The following is a 17916-nucleotide window of genomic DNA, read 5'->3' on the forward strand; positions in this document are numbered from 1 at the left end:
GCTGCGCCTGGGCGATACCCGTAATACCGAGCGGCGCGACGAGCGCGAAGCGAAGAGCAGATGAGAAACGCGCCAATGCCGGTCCTGACCAAGTTGAGCGGAATCGACGGCTATCTAACGCCGATTGAACGCGAATTGAACGATCGCGAGCAAAGAAAAGGGCCGGCGGGCTTTCGCCCCCGGCCCCGATCCCAGGCGATTGTTCCGGCTCAGGCGCCGGCAACCTCCGCCACATCCACCTTGATCCCTGGGCCCATCGTGCTGGAGACCGCGATCTTGCGGACATATTTGCCCTTGGCGCCCGCCGGCTTGGCCTTGACCACCGCGTCGACCAGCGCGTCGAAATTCGCGCGCAGATCGGCTTCCGCGAACGACGCCTTGCCGATGCCCGAATGGATGATGCCGGCCTTCTCGACGCGGTATTCCACCTGGCCGCCCTTCGCCGCCTTGACCGCTTCGGCGACGTTCATCGTGACGGTGCCAAGCTTGGGGTTTGGCATCAGCCCCTTGGGACCCAGCACCTTGCCGAGGCGGCCGACCAGACCCATCATATCCGGGGTGGCGATGCAGCGGTCGAACTCGATCGTGCCGCCCTGAACGGTCTCGAGCAGGTCTTCCGCGCCCACCACGTCGGCGCCGGCCTCGCGCGCCTCTTCGGCCTTGGCGCCCTTGGCGAACACACCGACGCGGACGGTTTTGCCGGTGCCGGCGGGGAGGGTGACCACGCCGCGGACCATCTGGTCGGCGTGGCGGGGGTCGACGCCCAGGTTGAGGGCGACTTCGATCGTCTCGTCGAACTTCGCGGTCGCGTTGGTCTTGGCGAGCTTGATCGCCTCATCGACGCCGTGGAGCTTCTCACGGTCGATGGTGAGCGCTTTCTGCTTCTTGCTCTTGAACGCCATGATCTCAGCCCTCCACCACTTCGAGGCCCATCGCGCGGGCGGAGCCTTCGATGATGCGGGTCGCCGCGTCGATATCGTTGGCGTTCAGATCCTTCATCTTGGTCTCCGCGATCGCGGCGAGCGCCGAGCGCTTGATCCGGCCGGCGGACACCTTGCCCGGCTCCTTCGAGCCCGACTTGAGGTTGGCCGCCTTCTTGATCAGGAAGGTCGCCGGCGGGGTCTTGGTCTCGAACGAGAAGGACCGGTCGGCATAGACGGTGATCACGGTCGGGATCGGCGCGCCCTTTTCCATGTCGCCGGTCGAGGCGTTGAACGCCTTGCAGAATTCCATGATGTTGACGCCGCGCTGACCGAGCGCGGGGCCGATCGGCGGGGACGGGTTGGCGGCGCCCGCGGGCACCTGCAGCTTGATATAGCCGGTAATCTTCTTCGCCATGAGGCTTAACTCACTCTGTTCCAAGTTTAGCGGTCCGGACGAGCGCAAGCGCTCTCCCGCACGGATTCCAGTGGTTCTGGAAGCGCGCGCCATTAGCGCAAAGTCCGCGCGCATGCAAATGCGCCTTGCAAAGTAGGAAATCGGCGAACACACCGGGAACATGCCCAAGCCGCCGACCTATACGCAGACGCTGGAGAACCGCGCGTTCCTGAAGACGCTGACCCGCACGGGCAACATCCGTGAAGCGGCGCGCGCGATCGGCCGATCGCACGTCACGATGCTCGGCCGGCGCAAGGCGCACCCCGCCTTCGCGCAAGACTGGGACGCGGCGATCGCGGTGGCGCAGGGCCGGCTGCACGAGCGCGGCGGGCCGAGCGGACCGCACGGACGCGCCGCGCCGGCCGAAAGCCCCGCTGGCGCGCACCGGACGCTGGGCGGCGAGCCGGTGACGGTCCGGCGGCGCGACGGCAAGCTGCAGCTCCGCAGGGCCCAGCCGGGCAAGCTGACCAAGCAGTGCGAGCAGGCGTTCCTGGCCGCGCTGTCGGCGACGGCGAACGTCAGGCTGTCCGCCGCGGCGGCGGGCGCATCGCCGCGCGCATTCTACCGGCGGCGCCACACCAATCCCGCCTTCGCCCGCGAGATGCGCCTCGCGCTCGAGACAGGGTATGAGCGGCTGGAGATGGCGCTGCTCGAAAGCGCCGCCCCGGCCGCCCATGCCGACGACGCCTGGCGCAACAACGATCCCCCGCCGATCCCGCGGATGAGCGTGAACCAGGCGCTGCAGCTCTTGTACCTCCACCAGAAGGAGGCGCAGCTTGAGGCCGAGCCGGCGCACATCAAGAGGCGGCGCGGCGAATCGCAGGGCGCGCGCTCGATCCGCCTGTCGGCGATGTACGAGGCGCGGATGGAGCGCGATCGCGAGGCGTTCCGCGTCGCCGAGGCCGCCCGACGCGCCGCCGGCCGCCCTTCGCCCTTCGGCCCGCCGCCCCCGCAGCTGCCGGCGCTGGACCAGGTGCAGGGCTGGAGCAGGGCCGACCCGACCAGGACCCCCCATGACGAAACGCGCGCGCTGTTCGGCGGGTGGCGGATCGAGGACATGAAGCGGCGGGGGAAATCTTGATGCGTTTGATTTTGTTATGCACGCATCGTCCTTATGTCGGCTATGCGCATGAGGCAGCAGCCAATGGGATCCACGACGAAACGCCAGTCGCCCCCACGGCGTTCTATGCCGATCTGAGAAGAGGGACGATATGGCGGATGACAAGGGGGAGCCGGGCAAGCCGGCGATCACGGCCGCGGAGTGGCGGCAGATCGTCGACAGCGCGGTCGACACCGCGATCATCACCACCGATCCCGACGGCCGGATCACCAGCTGGAACGAGGGCGCGCGACGCATTCTTGGCTGGAGCGAGGCCGAGATGCTCGGCCAGTCCCTGGCGCGACTGATTCCGGGCGGCGCCGGCCCCGAGACGATCCAAACCGAAATGCGCGACGCGCGCCTTGCCGGACGCGGCGGCGGCGAAGAAGGCTGGCGGATGCGCAAGGACGGCAGCCGCGTCTGGGCGACGGGAGAGGTCACCCCGATTCGCGACGCCGCCGGCGAAGTGGCCGGGTTCACCAAGGTGCTCCGCGACCGTTCAAACCAGCGCGAGTCGGAAGAACGGATGCGCGAGGAGCGCCGCGCGCTCGAGATCCTCAATCGCGCCGGGTCCGCACTCGCCGCCGAGCCCGATCTGCAGAAGCTGGTCCAGGTCGTCACCGACGCCGGCGTGGAGTTGACCGGCGCGCAGTTCGGCGCGTTCTTCTACAATGTGCTGGACGAGGCGGGCGGGAGCTACATGCTCTATACGCTCTCCGGGGTGCCGCTGGAGGCCTTTTCCAGATTTCCGATGCCGCGCAACACGCAAGTGTTCGCGCCGACCTTCGAGGGCGTCGGCATCGTCCGCTCGGACGACATAACCCGGGACCCGCGCTACGGCCACAACGCGCCGCATCAGGGTATGCCCGAAGGGCACCTTCCGGTGCGAAGCTACCTCGCCGTGCCGGTGATCTCACGCTCCGGCGAGGTGATCGGCGGGTTGTTCTTCGGCCATGCCGAGCCCGGCGTGTTCACCGACCAATCCGAAAGGGGGCTGCAGGGTCTTGCCGGCGAAGCCGCGGTCGCGGTCGACAATGCTCGTCTGTTCCAGGCCGCCGAGCAGGAGCTTGCCCAGCGCCGCGCCGCCGAAAGCGAGCTTGCCGCAAGCGAAGACCGGCTGCGGCTCGCCAACGAGGCTGCCGATATCGGCACCTGGGATTTCGATCCCGAGAGCGGCGTGCTGCGGTGGGATGCGCGCTGCAAGGCGCTGTTCGGCTTGTCCCCCGACGCCGAAGTCAGCTTCGAGGGAAGCTTCCTCGCCGGTCTTCATCCGGAGGATCGCGTCCTTGCGCAGCAAGCGGTCGAAACCGCGCTCGAGCCCGCGGGGCCGGGGCGCTACGACGTGGAATATCGCACGATCGGCCTGGAGGACGGGGTCGAGCGTTGGGTGGGCGCCAAGGGAATGGCGGTGTTCGAAGATGGCCGCGCGGTTCGATTCATCGGAACGGTGATCGACCTGACAAGCCGCAAGGCGGCCGAAACCGAGCTGCGCGCGCTCAACGAACGGCTGGAGGAGCGTGTCGCCGAAGAGGTGGAGAAGCGCGGCGAAGCGGAGGAAGCGCTGCGCCAGGCGCAGAAGATGGAGGCGGTCGGCCAGCTGACCGGCGGAATCGCGCACGACTTCAACAACCTCCTGACCGTCGTGACCGGCAATATCGACATGGCGAGGCGTGCGCTGGAAGCCGCCGGCATCGATGACGCCCGCAGCCGGCGTTCGCTCGACAACGCGATGAAGGGCGCGGAGCGGGCGGCGTCGCTGACCCAGCGTCTGCTGGCCTTCTCGCGGCGTCAACCGCTTTCCCCCAAGCCGATCGATGCCGACAAGCTGTCGAGCGGCATGTCGGACCTGCTGCAGCGTGCCCTTGGCGAGGATATCCGCCTCGAGATCGTGAACGCGCCGGGCTTGTGGCGCGTTGAGGTCGATCCCAATCAACTCGAAAGCGCCATCTTGAACCTCGCGGTCAATGCGCGCGACGCGATGCCCGACGGCGGCGAGCTCATGATCGAGACCGCCAATGCCCGGCTCGACGAGGGCTATGCCGCGAGCCAGGCCGAAGTGCCGCCCGGCCAATATGTGATGATCGCGGTGACCGACACCGGCGCCGGCATGCCGCGCGACGTGCGGGAGCGCGCGTTCGAGCCCTTTTTCACCACGAAGGAGGTGGGCAAGGGAACCGGGCTTGGCCTTTCGATGATCTATGGCTTCGTCAAGCAGTCCGGCGGCCATGTGAAGATCTATTCGGAGGTGGGCCAAGGCACGACGATCAAGCTCTATCTGCCCCGATTGCTGCGCGAGCCGGAAGCCGACGAGGATCTTGTCGTGGCGACGTCCGGCTTCGAATCGAGCCCGCGCAAGGAGACGATCCTGGTCGTCGAGGATGACGACGACGTCCGCGCCTATACGGTCGAGTGCCTGCGCGAACTCGGCTATCGCGTGATCGAAGCGCATGACGGCCACTCGGCGCTTCGTCTGCTCGAACGCGAGGGGAGGCCGATCGACCTCCTGTTCACCGATGTGGTGATGCCGGGCATGACCGGGCGCGAGCTGGCCGAACTGGCGCGCGCGCAACAGGCGGACCTTCGCGTCCTCTACACTTCGGGCTACACCCGCAACGCGATCGTTCATGCCGGCCGGCTCGACCCTGGCGTCGAGATCATCAACAAGCCCTTCACCTATGAGGCGCTGGCGCAGAAGATCCGGGACATGCTGGACAATGGCCGCACCGAATGCGTGCTGATCGTCGAAGCGGAACCCACGGTCAGAACGCTGACCGCGGAAGCGCTGGGGGGGATCGGCTTTCGGGTCGAGGAAGCCGGCAACGGCAGGGAGGCGCTCGGCAAGGTGCGCGCCGCGCAGGGACGCTATGACGCGGTCGTCCTCGACGACGCGCTTTCGGATTATCCTGCCGATTCGCTTGCCCGCGAATTGCGCGCGCTTCATGCCAACCTTGCGCTGGTGATCGTCTCCGAGACGCGTGTCGACGCGCTTGCCCGCCAGTTCGCGGGCGACCGCTGCACGCATGTCCTGCGACGACCCTATTCGAGCGGGCAGCTCCGCGACACGCTTCGCCAGCTCGGGATCGATTGCGCCGACAGATGATCTCATGACCGATGCCGGGCGCTGGTCACGTCCGGCCGGTTGTGCGAAACGGATCCCCGTCCGCAACAGGCGAGGCCGCCATGAAGCTTTTGACGATAGCAGCCGCGTTCGCCGCGTTCGCTTCGATCCCGGCGACCGCGCCGGCGCAGGACGCGGTGGCGCCCGGCACGATCACGGTCGAGCCGCTGCCCGAGGAGGCGGCTTCGCCCGAGACGCGGCGGCTGTTCGCCGAGGCGGTGGAGCGCGCGCTGGTCGACCGGGAGTTCCTCGCGCTGCCGGGCGACAATCGCGGCCGCTACGTCGCGCGGATGACGGTGTCGCGCCGGGCGGAAGGGGAGGTCGCGGTCGACGCCGCCGAGGCGCCGGCGGACGGCGACGTCGGCAATTGGGGCGCGTCGCTCCGCGTCGCCATGCCCTCTGGCAAGCGGCAGATGCGTCCGCTGGTCGTCACCGAGCTGGGCATCGAGATCCTGCGGCGCGACGGCATGCAGCCGGTGTGGCGCGGCCGCGCGCTGACCGTGCAGCCTCAGGGGACGCCAGGCGACGCGCCGGCGGCGCTCGCGAAGAAGCTCGCCGGCGCGGCGATGCGGGTGTTCCCGGAGCAGATGGAGGGGGCGGTTTCGGCGCCTTGATGGGGGGCTAAATCCTCCCTCGCTTTAGCGGGGGAGGGGGGCGTAGCGGCGACCGGCGATCTGCCGGGGGCAGATCGCAGCCGCGAAGCCGGCTCGCGAAGCGAGCCGTGGGCGAAGAGCGGTGGAGGGGGCGACGCGGCAAAGCCGCGTCGTCGGTCGGCGCTCGCAGCGCCGCCGGCCGGTCTCGCGCTACGCGATCGGCTTCGCCGTATCGCTATCCAACATAAGCCTTCGGCTTATTTGGAGCGCTCGACCTGCTCGAAGTCGAGCTCCACCGGCGTCGCCCGCCCGAAGATCGACACCGCGACCTTGACCTTGGACTTGTCGAAATCGAGCTCCTCGACCAGGCCGTTGAAGCTGGCGAAGGGGCCGTCCAGGACCTTGACGCTGTCGCCGATCTCGTAATCGACCTTGACCTGGGTCTTGGGGCTCGCGGCGGCCTCCTCCTTGGTGTTGAGGATGCGCGCGGCCTCGGCCTCGCTGATCGGCTGCGGCTTCGACGCGCCGAGGAAGCCCGTCACCTTGGGGGTGTTCTTGACCAGGTGATAGACGTCGTCGTTCATCTCCAGCTTGGCGAGGACGTAGCCGGGGAAGAACTTGCGCTCGGACTGGACCTTCTTGCCGCGGCGCACCTCCGTCACCGTCTCCACCGGCACCTCGACGCTCTCGACCAGCCGGTCGAGCCCCATGCGGGTCGCCTCGGCCATGATCGAATCGCGGACCTTGTTCTCGAAGCCCGAATAGGCGTGGATGATGTACCAGCGCGACATGTGCTCTCGTCTTTCTTAGGCGGCGAGGCTGAGGAGGAAGGTGACGACGCGGCTGAACACCGAATCCACCGCGAAGAAGAACAGGCCGAGGAAGGTGGTGAGGATCACCACCATGATGCCGGTGCGCACCGTCTCCGCCCAGGTCGGCCAGGTGACCTTCGACGCCTCGTTCCGCACCTGGCGGATGAAGGTCGGGATGCCGCTGATGAAGTTCGTGGGTGAGGCCACCGGGGCGTTCCTTGCTGTTCGTTTCGACCATCGCCGGGCAAGAGGCCCCGGCCGGCCCATCAGGCCGTCGGCTCACCCCGCGATGTCGGATGTGGGTGCGCTGTAACGCGGTTCAATGCGGAGGGCAAGAAGTTGGGAGAGGGTGGCCGTCATGGAAATCCGCGCAGCAAAGCCGCTTCGGATGGAATAGGTTCCGAGCGCGCGCATAATGGACTGGCGCGATTGAAAATGCATTGAGCGTGCGGCGGCCCATAGAAAACCGGGACCGCTCGCTGCTTTAAGCGACCTCAATCATCTCAAGCAACGAGACCGATCAGGAAGCCGCGATTCTTTCCTTAAGCCGTTTTCCACACCACCGCCCTGAGAATGGTCGACGCGAGATTGATTGTTGCGGTTGTGGGGTTGAACAGGACGACCGTTACGATGTCCGTCGCTGAGACATAGCCGCTCAAGATCAATCCCTGTAGTGAAACGCCAAGCGAAACGTCGACGATGTCGCCAAGGTCAGCGTCTGCCACTGCGATTGTGGTGGAGGCGGTGCCAGCCGGCGCAATACTCGACCCGCCAAAGCTGGACGACGCGCTGACATATGACGCCATGGGCCGCCATCCCACAAGGCTTGTACCGCTATCCTTGACGTACAGACCTGCTCCCGCAGAACCATCGGTGCGTTGATACAGCGATCCCGGACTCGCGGTTATGGCGCCCTCCGGAGATCCCAGCCCTGCGGTGTTTGTCTGAATGCCGGGTCCTGGACGGAAATTCACCGAATAGGTCGATTTGATCCTGGTCGCCGCTGCTCCGAGATCATGAATGTTGTCGGTCGCCGGGCGAAACTGGAATGTTTCCTGATCGATCAACCAAGTGTTCAGGATCGCGGACGATGCTTTGTCCCATAGACTGAAAATCAGTCGCCCAGAGCGTGTTAGCGGAGAACTGTTGCTGGCCGCCACGCCGGTAATTTGCGCCCAGTCAAAGGGCGTTATGCCATCTGCCTTGTAGTCGGCGGCAAAAGCTAGTGATGCACCTCGCGCCGATCCTGCAGCGCCCTGGTTCCAGGCACGCACAGCCACCGGCGCACCAGTTGTCCGAACCGATGCAGTGACGCTGGCGGCGGTTACGCTGTCGAACTTCCAAGCATTGCTGGCTCCTCCCACATAGTTGCCAATCACAGGCGATCCGTGAAGGCCACCTATAAGCTGGCAACGAGGGGCAAGTAACTGGCTATGAGGTTGCGCTCCTTCCGAATAGCAGCCGACAAAAACACTGCAGCTGTTGTCGTTCAGGCAGGCATATGGTCCGCCTGAAACGAAGATCTTTCCTGCCGCGACCCAATCCGACCAACTCGGCAAGCCAGTGGCTGGCGCGGCTTGCGCCTGTCCGCGGATCCATACGAGATCGTCGGCTCCTGGTTCCGTCGAGGCTGCGAGTGCCTCCTGACCCGCCGCAAGCGACCAACGGTATCCATCATGCTGGACCCAGGATGTCGTGGTATTGGTGTAGCCGGGGGCGCCAACGTCCGATCGACCGTTGTTGGATGTGTGGCATCCGAGATAGCTGACGTTGAGGAATGCATCATCATAGATTCCCCAGCTGCCGTTGTCTTGCCCATCGAACCCCAGAACGACCGATGCATTTACATCGGCGCCTTCGATCCTAAGCCCGCATCCTCTATTCGCGGTCGATTTGCACCAGAGGATGTGGGTTAGATTGGCGTTGCCGTGGCGTGCAAAATCTGCGGAACCTGATGTGGCGACCACGTTGATGCCGTCGCCGCCACAACCGAAGGTCTGCACCTGTTCCAGATGTGCGCGGGCCCGCAATCGAATACCATGCGCATCGGTATCCGCAGCAGACGACATCGTTATTGTGATGTGCCGCAGGATCGTCGCATCACCGGATTTGCCGGTGTTGGGCACCTTCGTATCCAAATCGGTATCCGCACGCTGCACATAGAGAACCGTATATCCTCCGTCACCTTGAAGGATTGAGGCCCGACGGCTGCCTTGGACGCCGGTATCCCCATATATCTCGATCGCGCATTTGTTTATCTGCCAAGGCTGCGCGAGCCTGTACACGCCTCCAGGGATGTAGAGTCTTCCGAGCGCCAGGTTTGGTTCGAGCGGATCGCCATCAACGTAGGCATTAAGTTTTTCGAGTTTCACATCGAAATAATTCTTGGCATCTTCGAAGGATTGCCAGTCGTCGGCTATTCCATCCCCCACCGCGCCAAACATCTTTACATTGATTTCTTGTTCGTAGCTAAGGCCAAGCCGGATACCGTCCGCCGACGTCGCTTCCCCGGGCTCAGGCGCCTCCAAGGTCGTCATGACCCGATAGCGCGCACCGCCACCGTCCCCGTCCGTCGCGTAGCCCGAGGTACGAAACTCCATTCCACCACCAGCAAGATTTTGGCCGGGAATGGATGACCAGGTGCCGATAGTCATGGCTCTCTCTCTCCGACTCTTCTCGTTACGGCGCCGCCCCATCATTGCTGTGGCGCCTTGTTCCGTCTCTGCCGACGTCAATCGCTGTCTTGAACGGTACAGCTCCATTCGGAACAAAGCAAGAACATTTCCTGCGGATTTCGGCCGCGAGCAGAGATGCCGGATTCACCCGGATTTCAACCAGACGCTGATTTTGCTCAGTGCAATTCCAGCAAAGGGATATGTCGGAACATCCTCTCCAACGAAGCCGCAGGAGCTGAACCCGCCTGGCGGGTTACTTCACGATCCGGGATGGTTGGCAGGGGAGCTCGGATTCGAACCGAGGGCCTTCGGTTTTGGAGACCGACGCTCTAACCAGCTGAGCTACACCCCTACACGGCCAGCCGCGATCTAGCGGCAAGCGGGGCGCGCCGCAAGAACCCTATGCGGCTTCGCGGCCGCGGTCGCGGCAGGCGAGGGCGCGGGCCTCTTCGGTGGGCAGCGGACGGCCGAAATAATAGCCCTGCACCTTGGTGCAGCCGAGCGAGCGGATCATCTCGTACTCGGCTTCGTCCTCGACCCCTTCCGCCGTCGTCGCCATGCCGAGCGAACCGGCGAGCGCCACCACCGCGCGGATGATCGCGAGGCATTCGGGCACCTTCTTCGACGCGCCCTGGACGAACGAGCGGTCGACCTTGATCGTCGAGAAGCGCGTGCGGCTGAGATAGCCGAGCGAGGAATAGCCGGTGCCGAAATCGTCGAGCGCGAGGCGCACGCCGAGATCGAGGATCTGCTCCAGCACCTGCACCGCGCCGGTGCCTTCGCGCAGGAAGACGCTCTCGGTCACCTCCAGCTCGAGCCGGTGGGCGGGGAGGCCGCTGTTCGCCATCGCCGAGACGACGGTCTTGACGAAATTGGGATCGTGCAGCTGCTCGGGCGAGACGTTGACCGAGACGCGGGTGTGGCTGGGCCATTTGGCCGCCTCCTCGCAGGCGGTGCGCAGCACCCATTCGCCGATCGGCGCGATCAGCCGCGCATCCTCGGCGACGGGGATGAACTTGACCGGCGAGATCGGGCCCATCTCCGGATGGCTCCAGCGCAACAGCGTCTCGAACCCTTCGAGCGACCCGTCCTCGGCCGAGACGATGGGCTGGTAGGCGAGGTGCATCTCGCCGCGCTTCAGCGCCTGGCGCAGCGAGATCTCGAGCATCCGCCGCTCCTCGGCCTGGACGTGGAGCTGCGGCTCATAGGCGTGGAACACGCCGCCGCCCGCGTCCTTGGAGCGATAGAGCGCGAGATCGGCCGAGCGGATCAGCGTCTCGGCGGTGCGCCCGTCGCGCGGCGCGACCGCGACGCCGACCGACGCGCCGATATAGAGCGTGTGCTGATCGACCTCATAGGGCCGTGACAGCGTCTCGATGATGCGGTGGGCGAGCATCTCCAGCCGCGTCGAATCGCTTGCGTCGCGCACCACCACGGCGAACTCGTCGCCGCCCAGCCGGCCGCACAGCTCGTTCTCGCTCATGATCTGGGCGAGCCGTTCGGACACGCGGCTGAGCAGCCGGTCGCCCACCGGATGGCCGAGCGTGTCGTTGACCGCCTTGAAGCGATCGAGATCGATCATGAAGAAGGCGCTGCGGCTGCCCCATTTGTCCGCCTCGCTCATCGCGCGGGCGAGCGTTTCATGGATCATCAGGCGGTTGGGAAGTCCGGTCAGCGTGTCGAAGCGCGCCATGCGGTTGATCTTGTCGGCGGACTGGCGCGCCTCGGTGACGTCCGATCCGACGCCGCGGAGCCCCAGGAAATTGCCGCGCTCGTCGATGCGGGGAGAGGCCGAAAGCTCCCACCAGCGCTCCTCTCCGGCGACCTTCACCGGCAGCAGGATGTCGCGGAACGCCTCGCGGCTCTTGAGCTTCTCGGCGAAGGCGCGCAGCCCGGCGGAGAAATTGCCCGCCTCCCAGGTGTCGCCGGCGAGCAGCTGCAGGATCGGCTTGCCGTTGATGTCGGACGCCGCGAGCTGCAGCGCATGGGCGAAGCGCGGCGAGGCGTGGACGACGCGCCGCGCGCTGTCGATCTCCCACAGCCAGTCGGCGCCGTGATCCTCGAACTCGCGCAGCAGCAGGCTGACGGTCTCGTCGCGCTCCTCGATGGCGATCTCGTCGACGCACATCGTCGCCAGCGAATGGCCGCGCAGCAGGCAGCCATAGATCAGCGCGCCGATGAAGGTGACGGCGGCGACCAGCAGCACCGGCTGTTCGGAAAAGCCCAGGGTGACGCAGATCGACAGCCCCAGCACGCCGAGGAAGCAGACCGTCGCCAGCGGCACGCCGGCGAAGGCGATGGCGGAGGCGGTCATGATGGTCGACAGGATCACCCACAGACCCAGCATCTGCTCGGGCGTCGCGATCGAGGCCAGGCCCAGGGGCGGGATCGACCAGATCAGCGCGAGCACCACCGCTTCGATCACCGGTCCGCGGATCTCCGCCGGGGAGGCGTTGCGGGCATGTTCGCGGCGGCGGGCGATTCGCTTGAGCACGATGACCAACTGCGCGCCCAGCATCGCCGCCATCCATCCGCCGACCACCCAGCCGGGCAGCGTCGGCGTGAACAGCAGCGCGAGCAGGCTGGCGGCGACGACGTTGACCGCGAAGCGCAGCAGGGCCGAGTTGTTGGCGGCGTCGATCTGCGCCGCGCGTATCTGCCCCCAGTCGCGGTCGCTGGGGTCGGACAGGCCGAGCAGGGCACGCGCGTCGATACGCGTATTGGCGAAGTGAGAGGCGGCTTTGCTGGTCACCCGCGGGGATTAGTCCCGGCAGGGTTAGCGATCGGTTATGGTCGAGCGCCAACCATCAAAAAAATGCAACGGAAGAGCATCGACGACGAGCGTTGTTCTGACGAAATCATCAACGTCCAATGCGTTCGTCACCCTGAGCCTGTCGAAAGGTCCGGGGTGACGAGCGGTTGTCACAGGCCTTCAAGAAAGTTTGTGGCTTGGCATGGCTCATGCCGCCTGCGGCACTTCTCAGGCGGCGATGGCGTAGGGCTTGATCTCGCCGTTCAGATAGAGATTGCGCGCCTTCGCCCGGCTGAGCTTGCCCGAGGAGGTGCGCGGCAGCGTACGGGGAGGAACCAGTTCGACGACGCAGTTCATGCCGGTGATCGAGCGCACCCGATCGCGAATCGCATCGCGCAGGCGGCTGCGTTCGGCATTGTCGGAGGTGCGGCACTGGACCAGCACCGCCGGGGTTTCCTCGCCGCCCGGGGTGGTGATGGCGAAGGCGGCGATGTCGCCCGCCTTGAAGCCCGGAATCTGCTCCACCGCCCATTCGATGTCCTGCGGCCAGTGGTTGCGCCCGTTGATGATGATCATGTCCTTGGCGCGGCCGACGATGTAGACATAGCCGTCCGACAGATAGCCCATGTCGCCGGTGTCCAGCCAATCGCCCTGCATGCAGGCGGCGGTCGCCTCCGGATCGCGGAAATAGCCGTGCATGATCGACGGCCCCTTGCACCACACCTTGCCGATCGCCTTTTCGGGGAGCGGCGTGCCGTCCTCCTCGCGGATCTCGACCGCCATGTCCTTGACCGGCTTTCCGCAATTGACGATCGCGCGATAGCGCTGCGGCCGGCCGACGCCCTGCTCGCCGCCGGAAAGCTGGGTTTCCTCGACCAGCTCGACGATGATGCCCTCGCCCGGCGGCATGATCGACACCGCCAGCGTCGCCTCCGCCAGGCCGTAGGACGGCAGGAAGGCCGACGCCTTGAACCCCGCATCGGCGAAGGCGTCGACAAACGCCTGCATCACGTCCGGACGGATCATGTCCGCGCCGTTGCCCGCGACGCGCCAGCGGCTGAGATCGAAGCGGTCGGACGCCCTGGTCTGGCTCGACATGCGGCGCGCGCAGATGTCGTAGCCGAAGGTCGGCGAATAGGAGAGGGTGGTGCCGCTGTTGCGGCTGACCATGTCGAGCCAGGCGAGCGGGCGCCGGGCGAAATCCTCGGTCTTCAGATAGTCGACCGACACCTGGTTGGCGACGGGCGACAGGAAGCAGCCGACCAGCCCCATGTCATGATACCAGGGCAGCCAGGAGACGCAGCGATCGCTGTCGAGCAGGTCCATGCCATGCGCGTGCGCGGCGAGGTTGTTGAGCAGCGCCGCGTGAGTGACGGCGACGCCGTGCGGGAAGCGGGTCGATCCGCTGGAATATTGCAGATAGGCGATGTCGTCCGGGCCGGCGGCGGGCAGCGCCGCCTCCGCCGCCTCGCGCGCGAGGAAGGATTCGTAATCCACGCCCTCGACCCCGCTCTGGCGCGCGGCCTCGCCCGCCATCTGGGCGAGCTCTGCGGGGTAGAGCAGCATCTTCGGATCCGAGCTGGCGAGCTGGACCTTCAATTGATCGATATAGGAATCGCGTCCGCCGAAGCTGGTCGGCAGCGGCAGCGGCACCGGCCAGGCGCCGGCATAGACCGCGCCGAAGAACAGCGTCGCGAATTCGGCGCCGGTCTCCGCGACCAGCGCGATGCGGTCCTCGGGCTTGATTCCCGCCGCGATCAGGCGATGCGCCGCGGCGATCGCGTCGGCGCGCAGCTCGGCATAGCCATAGGCATGGGCGAGGTTGCCGCGCGCATCGTGGAAGTTCAGCCCGCGCGCGCCGGTGGCGGCGTAATCCAGCGCCTCGCCCAACGTGGCGAAATCGGAAAAGCGGCGCGGCAACGAATCGGTCGTGGGCGTGCCGGACACGCGATTCGTCGGGGCAATCGTCTCTTCAACCAGCACGTCGTTCCTCATCTTTGCGACCCGGTTGCGCCGGATATGGTCCGGCGCACCTGCGATAGAGCGGTGACAGGTGGCCGCGTTCAAATTCGGGTGCGACTATGGCACAAACAAGGCGCATGGCCCGTAACGATCCCCGCCGGCCGCGGCCGCCGCTCGATTCGCGCAGCCTGCGCGATCTGGCGCTGCACTATGCCGCGCGCTTCGCCACCACGCGGGCCAGGCTGGCGGCCTATCTGGCGCGCAAGCTGAAGGAGCGCGGCTGGGCCGGCGGGGCGCCGCCCGATCTGCAGGCGCTGGCCGACGAGTTCGCCGCCAGCGGCTATGTCGACGACGAGGCGTTCGCCCGTTCGCGCGCCGAATCGATGGGGCGGCGCGGCTATGGCGCGCGGCGCATCGCGGTCGCGCTGCACCAGGCGGGGATCGAGGAGGACATGCGGGCGGAAACGCTCCAAAGCGCAGAGGAGGGCGCGCTCGCAGCCGCGATCATTCTCGCCCGCCGCCGCCGTTTCGGGCCGTTCGGCGATGCCGCGAGCGATTCGGCCGCCCGCCGGAAACAGATCGCCGCGATGATCCGCGCGGGCCATGGCTTCGATGTCGCGCGGCGGATCGTCGATGCCCCGAATGAGGACAGTTTGCATGAAAATCCATAAAAATTCCGATACCGACTCCTCGATTCGCGCGCTTTCGTGATATCGTCTCCCTTCGGGGGAATGTGTGATGCGTGAGGACCCAGCGGTGGCGCGCGCCATCGACGATGAAATGGACAGCGAGGCCGAAGACGAGCTGCGCCTGTGGGGCACGCTCAAATGGTTCGACGTGACCCGGGGATTCGGCTTTCTGGTGGCCGACGACGCGGCGATCGGCGATATCCTGGTGCATTTTTCGGTGCTGCAGCCGCACGGCCGCCGGAGCCTTCCCGAAGGCGCGCGGGCGGAGGTGGTCGCGGTGCGCCGCGACCGCGGCTATCAGGCGCGCGACATCCTCGCGATCGATCTGTCGACCGCGATCGAGGCGGCGGGCGAGCGGCGCGCGCGCGATCCCGACCGGGTCGATCCGGTCGCGCTGATCGACAGCGCGGGCGATTTCGAGCCGGCCAGCGTCAAATGGTTCAACCGCCTGAAGGGATACGGCTTCCTGATTCGCGAAAGCGACGGCGCCGACATCTTCGTCCATATGGAAACCTTGCGCCGCGCGGGCGTTGCGGAGGTGGAGCCGGGCGACGTGATGCGCGCGCGCGTGGTCGACGGGCGCAAGGGGCCGCTGGCGGTGATGGTGGAAAAGGCCGATTGAGGTGATCGTGAAGCGTAGTTTTCTGGGAATTGCCGCCGCCCTGCTGATCGTCATGCCGGGGTGCAACGCCACCACCGATGCGGCGACCAGCGCCAATGGCGAGGCGGCGAAGCAGCTGGCGCCGGTCACCATCCGAACCGCCGACGGCAAGACGCACATTTTCCAGGCCGAGATCGCCGACACGGTCGAACTGCAGCAGCGCGGGCTGATGTACCGCACCGACCTGGGCCCGCAATCGGCGATGCTGTTCGCCCCCTATCCGCCCGAAGGCCCGCCGCGGGTGGCGAGCTTCTGGATGCAGAACACGCCGACCTCGCTCGACATCGTCTTCATCCGCGCCGACGGCACGATCGCCTCGATCGCCGAGAACACCGTGCCCTATTCGACCGACCCGATTCCCTCGGGCGAGCCGGTCGCGGCCGTGCTGGAGCTCGTCGCCGGGCGCACCGCCGAGCTGGGCATCTCGGAGGACGACCGGGTGAGCTGGCCGGGCGGACCGTCGGCCAACTGAGCCCTCCGCCCATTGCCGCGCCCCGGCGATGGCGGTAAGCGCGTGGCCATGAGCATCCTCGGTTCGATCTTCACCTGGTGGAACGGCGCCACCTGGGGCACCCATCTCGGCCTGCGCGGCAAGACGAAGATGGGCACCGATTCGCTTGGCAACGTCTATTGGCAGGGCGGCAAGGACACCGCCGGCAACCCGCGCCGCTGGGTGATCTACAACGGCGCCAACGACGCCAGCCGCGTGCCGCCCGAATGGCATGGCTGGCTGCACCACCAGGTCGCCGACGTGCCCGACAAGTCGCTGCCGCCGCCCCGCCGGTGGGAGAAGGAAGCCGCCGCCAACATGACCGGCACCAGCTTCGCCTATCGTCCCAGGGGCGCGCTGGAGGAGGGCGGCCGGCGCGCCGCCGCGACGGGCGACTACGAGGCGTGGAGCCCCGAGGGGTGAGGAACCGGCTGATCGCGGGCGCAGCGGTGCTGGGGCTGTTCGCCTTCGGCGCGACCGCGATCGCGCTGCAGGAGGACAACCAAGCCGCGCCCGAGCTGGAGAACGCGGTCGAGCCGCCGCCGCCTGCTCCCGCGCCCTCGCCACGGCAGCGCAGCACGGGCGGCGTCGAGACGATCGACGCGCCGATCGATGTCGACATCGACGCCGGCGCGACCCCGATGGCCGAGCGCGAGGCGGTGATCGGCCTGCTCAACAAGCGCAACGGCACCTCGCGCGACCTGACGCTGAAGCCAGGCCAGGCGGTGCGCATCGGCGACGCGGTGGTGCGCCTGTCGGCCTGCGAGCGCACCGCGCCGTGGGAACCGGAGAAGCTGACCGGCGCGTTCGTCCAGCTCGACGTGCGCGGGCCCGACGCCAAGTGGCGGCGCGTGTTCTCCGGCTGGCTCTACAAGGAGCAGCCGCGCTTCAACGTCGTCATCCACCCGATCTACGACGTCTGGCCCAAGAGCTGCACGATGGCCTTCCCCGACAAGGGGCCCGACACGATCGTGCTGGGCGAGGGCGGGGGCGGGGGCGGATCGGGCGGCGCGCGCAGGCCGTCGAGCGCGCCGAACCAGGGTGCGGGCGCCGAATCGGGCACGACCGCGACGCCGAGCGCACCCTCGGCCGAGGAAAGCGCACCCTCCAGCAACGCCATATAGTCGGCGCGCGTCACCTCGATCGCGCCCAGCGAGGCGAGGTGCGGGGTGAGGAACTGGCAATCGAGCAGGCTGAACCCGCCGACCCGGAGACGCGCGACCAGCCAGGCGAGCGCGACCTTGGAGGCGTCCGCCACCCGGCTGACCATCGATTCGCCGAAGAACGCGCCGCCCAGCGCGAGGCCGTAGAGCCCGCCGGCCAGCCGCTCCCCGTCCCACACCTCGATCGAATGGGCATGGCCCTGATGGTGCAGCGTGACGAAGGCGTTCTCGATCTGGCGGTTGATCCAGGTCTCCTCGCGGTCGGCCGCAGCCTCGGCGCACAGCGCGATGATGCTTTCGAAGGCGGCGTCGGCGGTGACGCGGAAGCGGTCGCGCACCAGCGTCCGGCGCAGCGAATGCGAAAGGTGGAAGCGGTCGAGCGGCAGGATGCCGCGCTTGCGCGGCTCGACCCAATAGACCCCGCCGGCATCGCGGCTGTCCGCCATCGGGAAGATGCCCATCGCATAGGCGCGAAGCAGCATCAGCGGGTCTAGCGGCGGGCCGGGATGGTGGGTCAGGCGCGTC

15 protein-coding genes, 1 tRNA gene and 1 pseudogene are annotated in these 17916 nt (G+C 66.8%); 8 read left to right on the forward strand and 9 right to left on the reverse strand.

The features are described from left to right. Positions 1–209: 209 nt before the first annotated feature. Together rplA and rplK are read right to left on the reverse strand one after the other, a co-directional pair. Positions 210–902, reverse strand: a complete 693-nt coding sequence (gene rplA / locus D1610_RS10390; RefSeq protein WP_118864122.1) for a 50S ribosomal protein L1 — start codon at positions 900–902, stop codon at positions 210–212. Between the two features lie 4 nt (positions 903–906). After that, a complete protein-coding gene (gene rplK, locus D1610_RS10395) occupies positions 907–1338 on the reverse strand; it encodes a 50S ribosomal protein L11 (RefSeq protein WP_118864123.1) in 432 nt (143 codons plus the stop codon). Between the two features lie 160 nt (positions 1339–1498). On the opposite strand from rplK, the gene D1610_RS10400 reads away from it, so the two are divergent. The 3 genes from D1610_RS10400 to D1610_RS10410 all read left to right on the forward strand — a co-directional run bounded on the left by D1610_RS10400 (position 1499) and on the right by D1610_RS10410 (position 6208). Further along, positions 1499–2458, forward strand: a complete 960-nt coding sequence (locus D1610_RS10400; RefSeq protein WP_118864124.1) for a hypothetical protein — start codon at positions 1499–1501, stop codon at positions 2456–2458. Positions 2459–2588: 130 nt separating this feature from the next. Then, the gene (locus D1610_RS10405; protein ID WP_118864125.1) at positions 2589–5576 is read left to right on the forward strand and encodes a PAS domain S-box protein; all 2988 of its coding nucleotides are present in this window, start codon (positions 2589–2591) and stop codon (positions 5574–5576) included. A gap of 80 nt (positions 5577–5656) precedes the next feature. Then, positions 5657–6208: a hypothetical protein gene (locus tag D1610_RS10410; protein ID WP_118864126.1), complete on the forward strand. Its 552-nt coding sequence runs from the start codon at positions 5657–5659 to the stop codon at positions 6206–6208. A gap of 236 nt (positions 6209–6444) precedes the next feature. Here D1610_RS10410 and nusG read toward each other — a convergent pair whose 3' ends face one another. The 6 genes from nusG to D1610_RS10440 all read right to left on the reverse strand — a co-directional run bounded on the left by nusG (position 6445) and on the right by D1610_RS10440 (position 14421). Then, positions 6445–6978: a transcription termination/antitermination protein NusG gene (nusG, locus tag D1610_RS10415; protein ID WP_118864127.1), complete on the reverse strand. Its 534-nt coding sequence runs from the start codon at positions 6976–6978 to the stop codon at positions 6445–6447. Positions 6979–6993: 15 nt separating this feature from the next. Next, positions 6994–7206 (reverse strand): preprotein translocase subunit SecE, encoded by a 213-nt coding sequence (secE, locus tag D1610_RS10420; RefSeq protein ID WP_245942140.1) that lies wholly within the window; start codon positions 7204–7206, stop codon positions 6994–6996. 335 nt (positions 7207–7541) lie between these two features. Next, positions 7542–9653 carry a pectate lyase family protein gene (locus tag D1610_RS16860; protein WP_147414314.1) on the reverse strand — a complete coding sequence of 704 codons (2112 nt, stop codon included), beginning with the start codon at positions 9651–9653 and terminating at the stop codon, positions 7542–7544. Positions 9654–9949: 296 nt separating this feature from the next. Continuing rightward, a tRNA-Trp gene (locus tag D1610_RS10430) sits at positions 9950–10026 on the reverse strand. Between the two features lie 48 nt (positions 10027–10074). Then, positions 10075–12426, reverse strand: coding sequence for a putative bifunctional diguanylate cyclase/phosphodiesterase (locus D1610_RS10435; protein ID WP_118864130.1), 2352 nt, complete (start codon positions 12424–12426; stop codon positions 10075–10077). Between the two features lie 228 nt (positions 12427–12654). Further along, positions 12655–14421: a fatty acyl-AMP ligase gene (locus D1610_RS10440; protein WP_118864131.1), complete on the reverse strand. Its 1767-nt coding sequence runs from the start codon at positions 14419–14421 to the stop codon at positions 12655–12657. Positions 14422–14525: 104 nt separating this feature from the next. On the opposite strand from D1610_RS10440, the gene D1610_RS10445 reads away from it, so the two are divergent. From D1610_RS10445 to D1610_RS10465, 5 genes and pseudogenes are all read left to right on the forward strand, one after another. Then, positions 14526–15059: a regulatory protein RecX gene (locus D1610_RS10445; protein ID WP_245942142.1), complete on the forward strand. Its 534-nt coding sequence runs from the start codon at positions 14526–14528 to the stop codon at positions 15057–15059. 67 nt (positions 15060–15126) lie between these two features. Further along, positions 15127–15699: a cold-shock protein gene (locus D1610_RS10450; RefSeq protein WP_342768333.1), complete on the forward strand. Its 573-nt coding sequence runs from the start codon at positions 15127–15129 to the stop codon at positions 15697–15699. Positions 15700–15706: 7 nt separating this feature from the next. Continuing rightward, on the forward strand, positions 15707–16210 hold the full coding sequence (locus D1610_RS10455; RefSeq protein WP_342768334.1) for a DUF192 domain-containing protein: 504 nt from the start codon (positions 15707–15709) through the stop codon (positions 16208–16210). A gap of 48 nt (positions 16211–16258) precedes the next feature. After that, positions 16259–16651, forward strand: a complete 393-nt coding sequence (locus D1610_RS10460; RefSeq protein ID WP_118864133.1) for an NADH:ubiquinone oxidoreductase subunit NDUFA12 — start codon at positions 16259–16261, stop codon at positions 16649–16651. 218 nt (positions 16652–16869) lie between these two features. Next, a pseudogene (locus D1610_RS10465) lies at positions 16870–17103 on the forward strand (DUF2155 domain-containing protein); the annotation flags it as partial. A gap of 35 nt (positions 17104–17138) precedes the next feature. Here the strand turns inward: D1610_RS10465 and aat are convergent. Next, positions 17139–17873 carry a leucyl/phenylalanyl-tRNA--protein transferase gene (gene aat, locus D1610_RS10470; RefSeq protein ID WP_118864134.1) on the reverse strand — a complete coding sequence of 245 codons (735 nt, stop codon included), beginning with the start codon at positions 17871–17873 and terminating at the stop codon, positions 17139–17141. Positions 17874–17916: the final 43 nt, after the last annotated feature.

Origin of the sequence: Sphingomonas gilva (assembly GCF_003515075.1) — a bacterium.
GTDB lineage: Bacteria > Pseudomonadota > Alphaproteobacteria > Sphingomonadales > Sphingomonadaceae > Sphingomonas > Sphingomonas gilva.

What these genes read in the sequence shown, in the direction of transcription:
- rplA (WP_118864122.1), bottom strand. Translation starts at nt 902, where the DNA reads ATGGCGTTCAAGAGCAAGAAGCAGAAAGCGCTCACCATCGACCGTGAG.
- rplK (WP_118864123.1), bottom strand. Translation starts at nt 1,338, where the DNA reads ATGGCGAAGAAGATTACCGGCTATATCAAGCTGCAGGTGCCCGCGGGC.
- D1610_RS10400 (WP_118864124.1), top strand. Translation starts at nt 1,499, where the DNA reads ATGCCCAAGCCGCCGACCTATACGCAGACGCTGGAGAACCGCGCGTTC.
- D1610_RS10405 (WP_118864125.1), top strand. Translation starts at nt 2,589, where the DNA reads ATGGCGGATGACAAGGGGGAGCCGGGCAAGCCGGCGATCACGGCCGCG.
- D1610_RS10410 (WP_118864126.1), top strand. Translation starts at nt 5,657, where the DNA reads ATGAAGCTTTTGACGATAGCAGCCGCGTTCGCCGCGTTCGCTTCGATC.
- nusG (WP_118864127.1), bottom strand. Translation starts at nt 6,978, where the DNA reads ATGTCGCGCTGGTACATCATCCACGCCTATTCGGGCTTCGAGAACAAG.
- D1610_RS16860 (WP_147414314.1), bottom strand. Translation starts at nt 9,653, where the DNA reads ATGACTATCGGCACCTGGTCATCCATTCCCGGCCAAAATCTTGCTGGT.
- D1610_RS10440 (WP_118864131.1), bottom strand. Translation starts at nt 14,421, where the DNA reads ATGAGGAACGACGTGCTGGTTGAAGAGACGATTGCCCCGACGAATCGC.
- D1610_RS10445 (WP_245942142.1), top strand. Translation starts at nt 14,526, where the DNA reads ATGGCCCGTAACGATCCCCGCCGGCCGCGGCCGCCGCTCGATTCGCGC.
- D1610_RS10450 (WP_342768333.1), top strand. Translation starts at nt 15,127, where the DNA reads ATGCGTGAGGACCCAGCGGTGGCGCGCGCCATCGACGATGAAATGGAC.
- D1610_RS10460 (WP_118864133.1), top strand. Translation starts at nt 16,259, where the DNA reads ATGAGCATCCTCGGTTCGATCTTCACCTGGTGGAACGGCGCCACCTGG.
- aat (WP_118864134.1), bottom strand. Translation starts at nt 17,873, where the DNA reads ATGCTGCTTCGCGCCTATGCGATGGGCATCTTCCCGATGGCGGACAGC.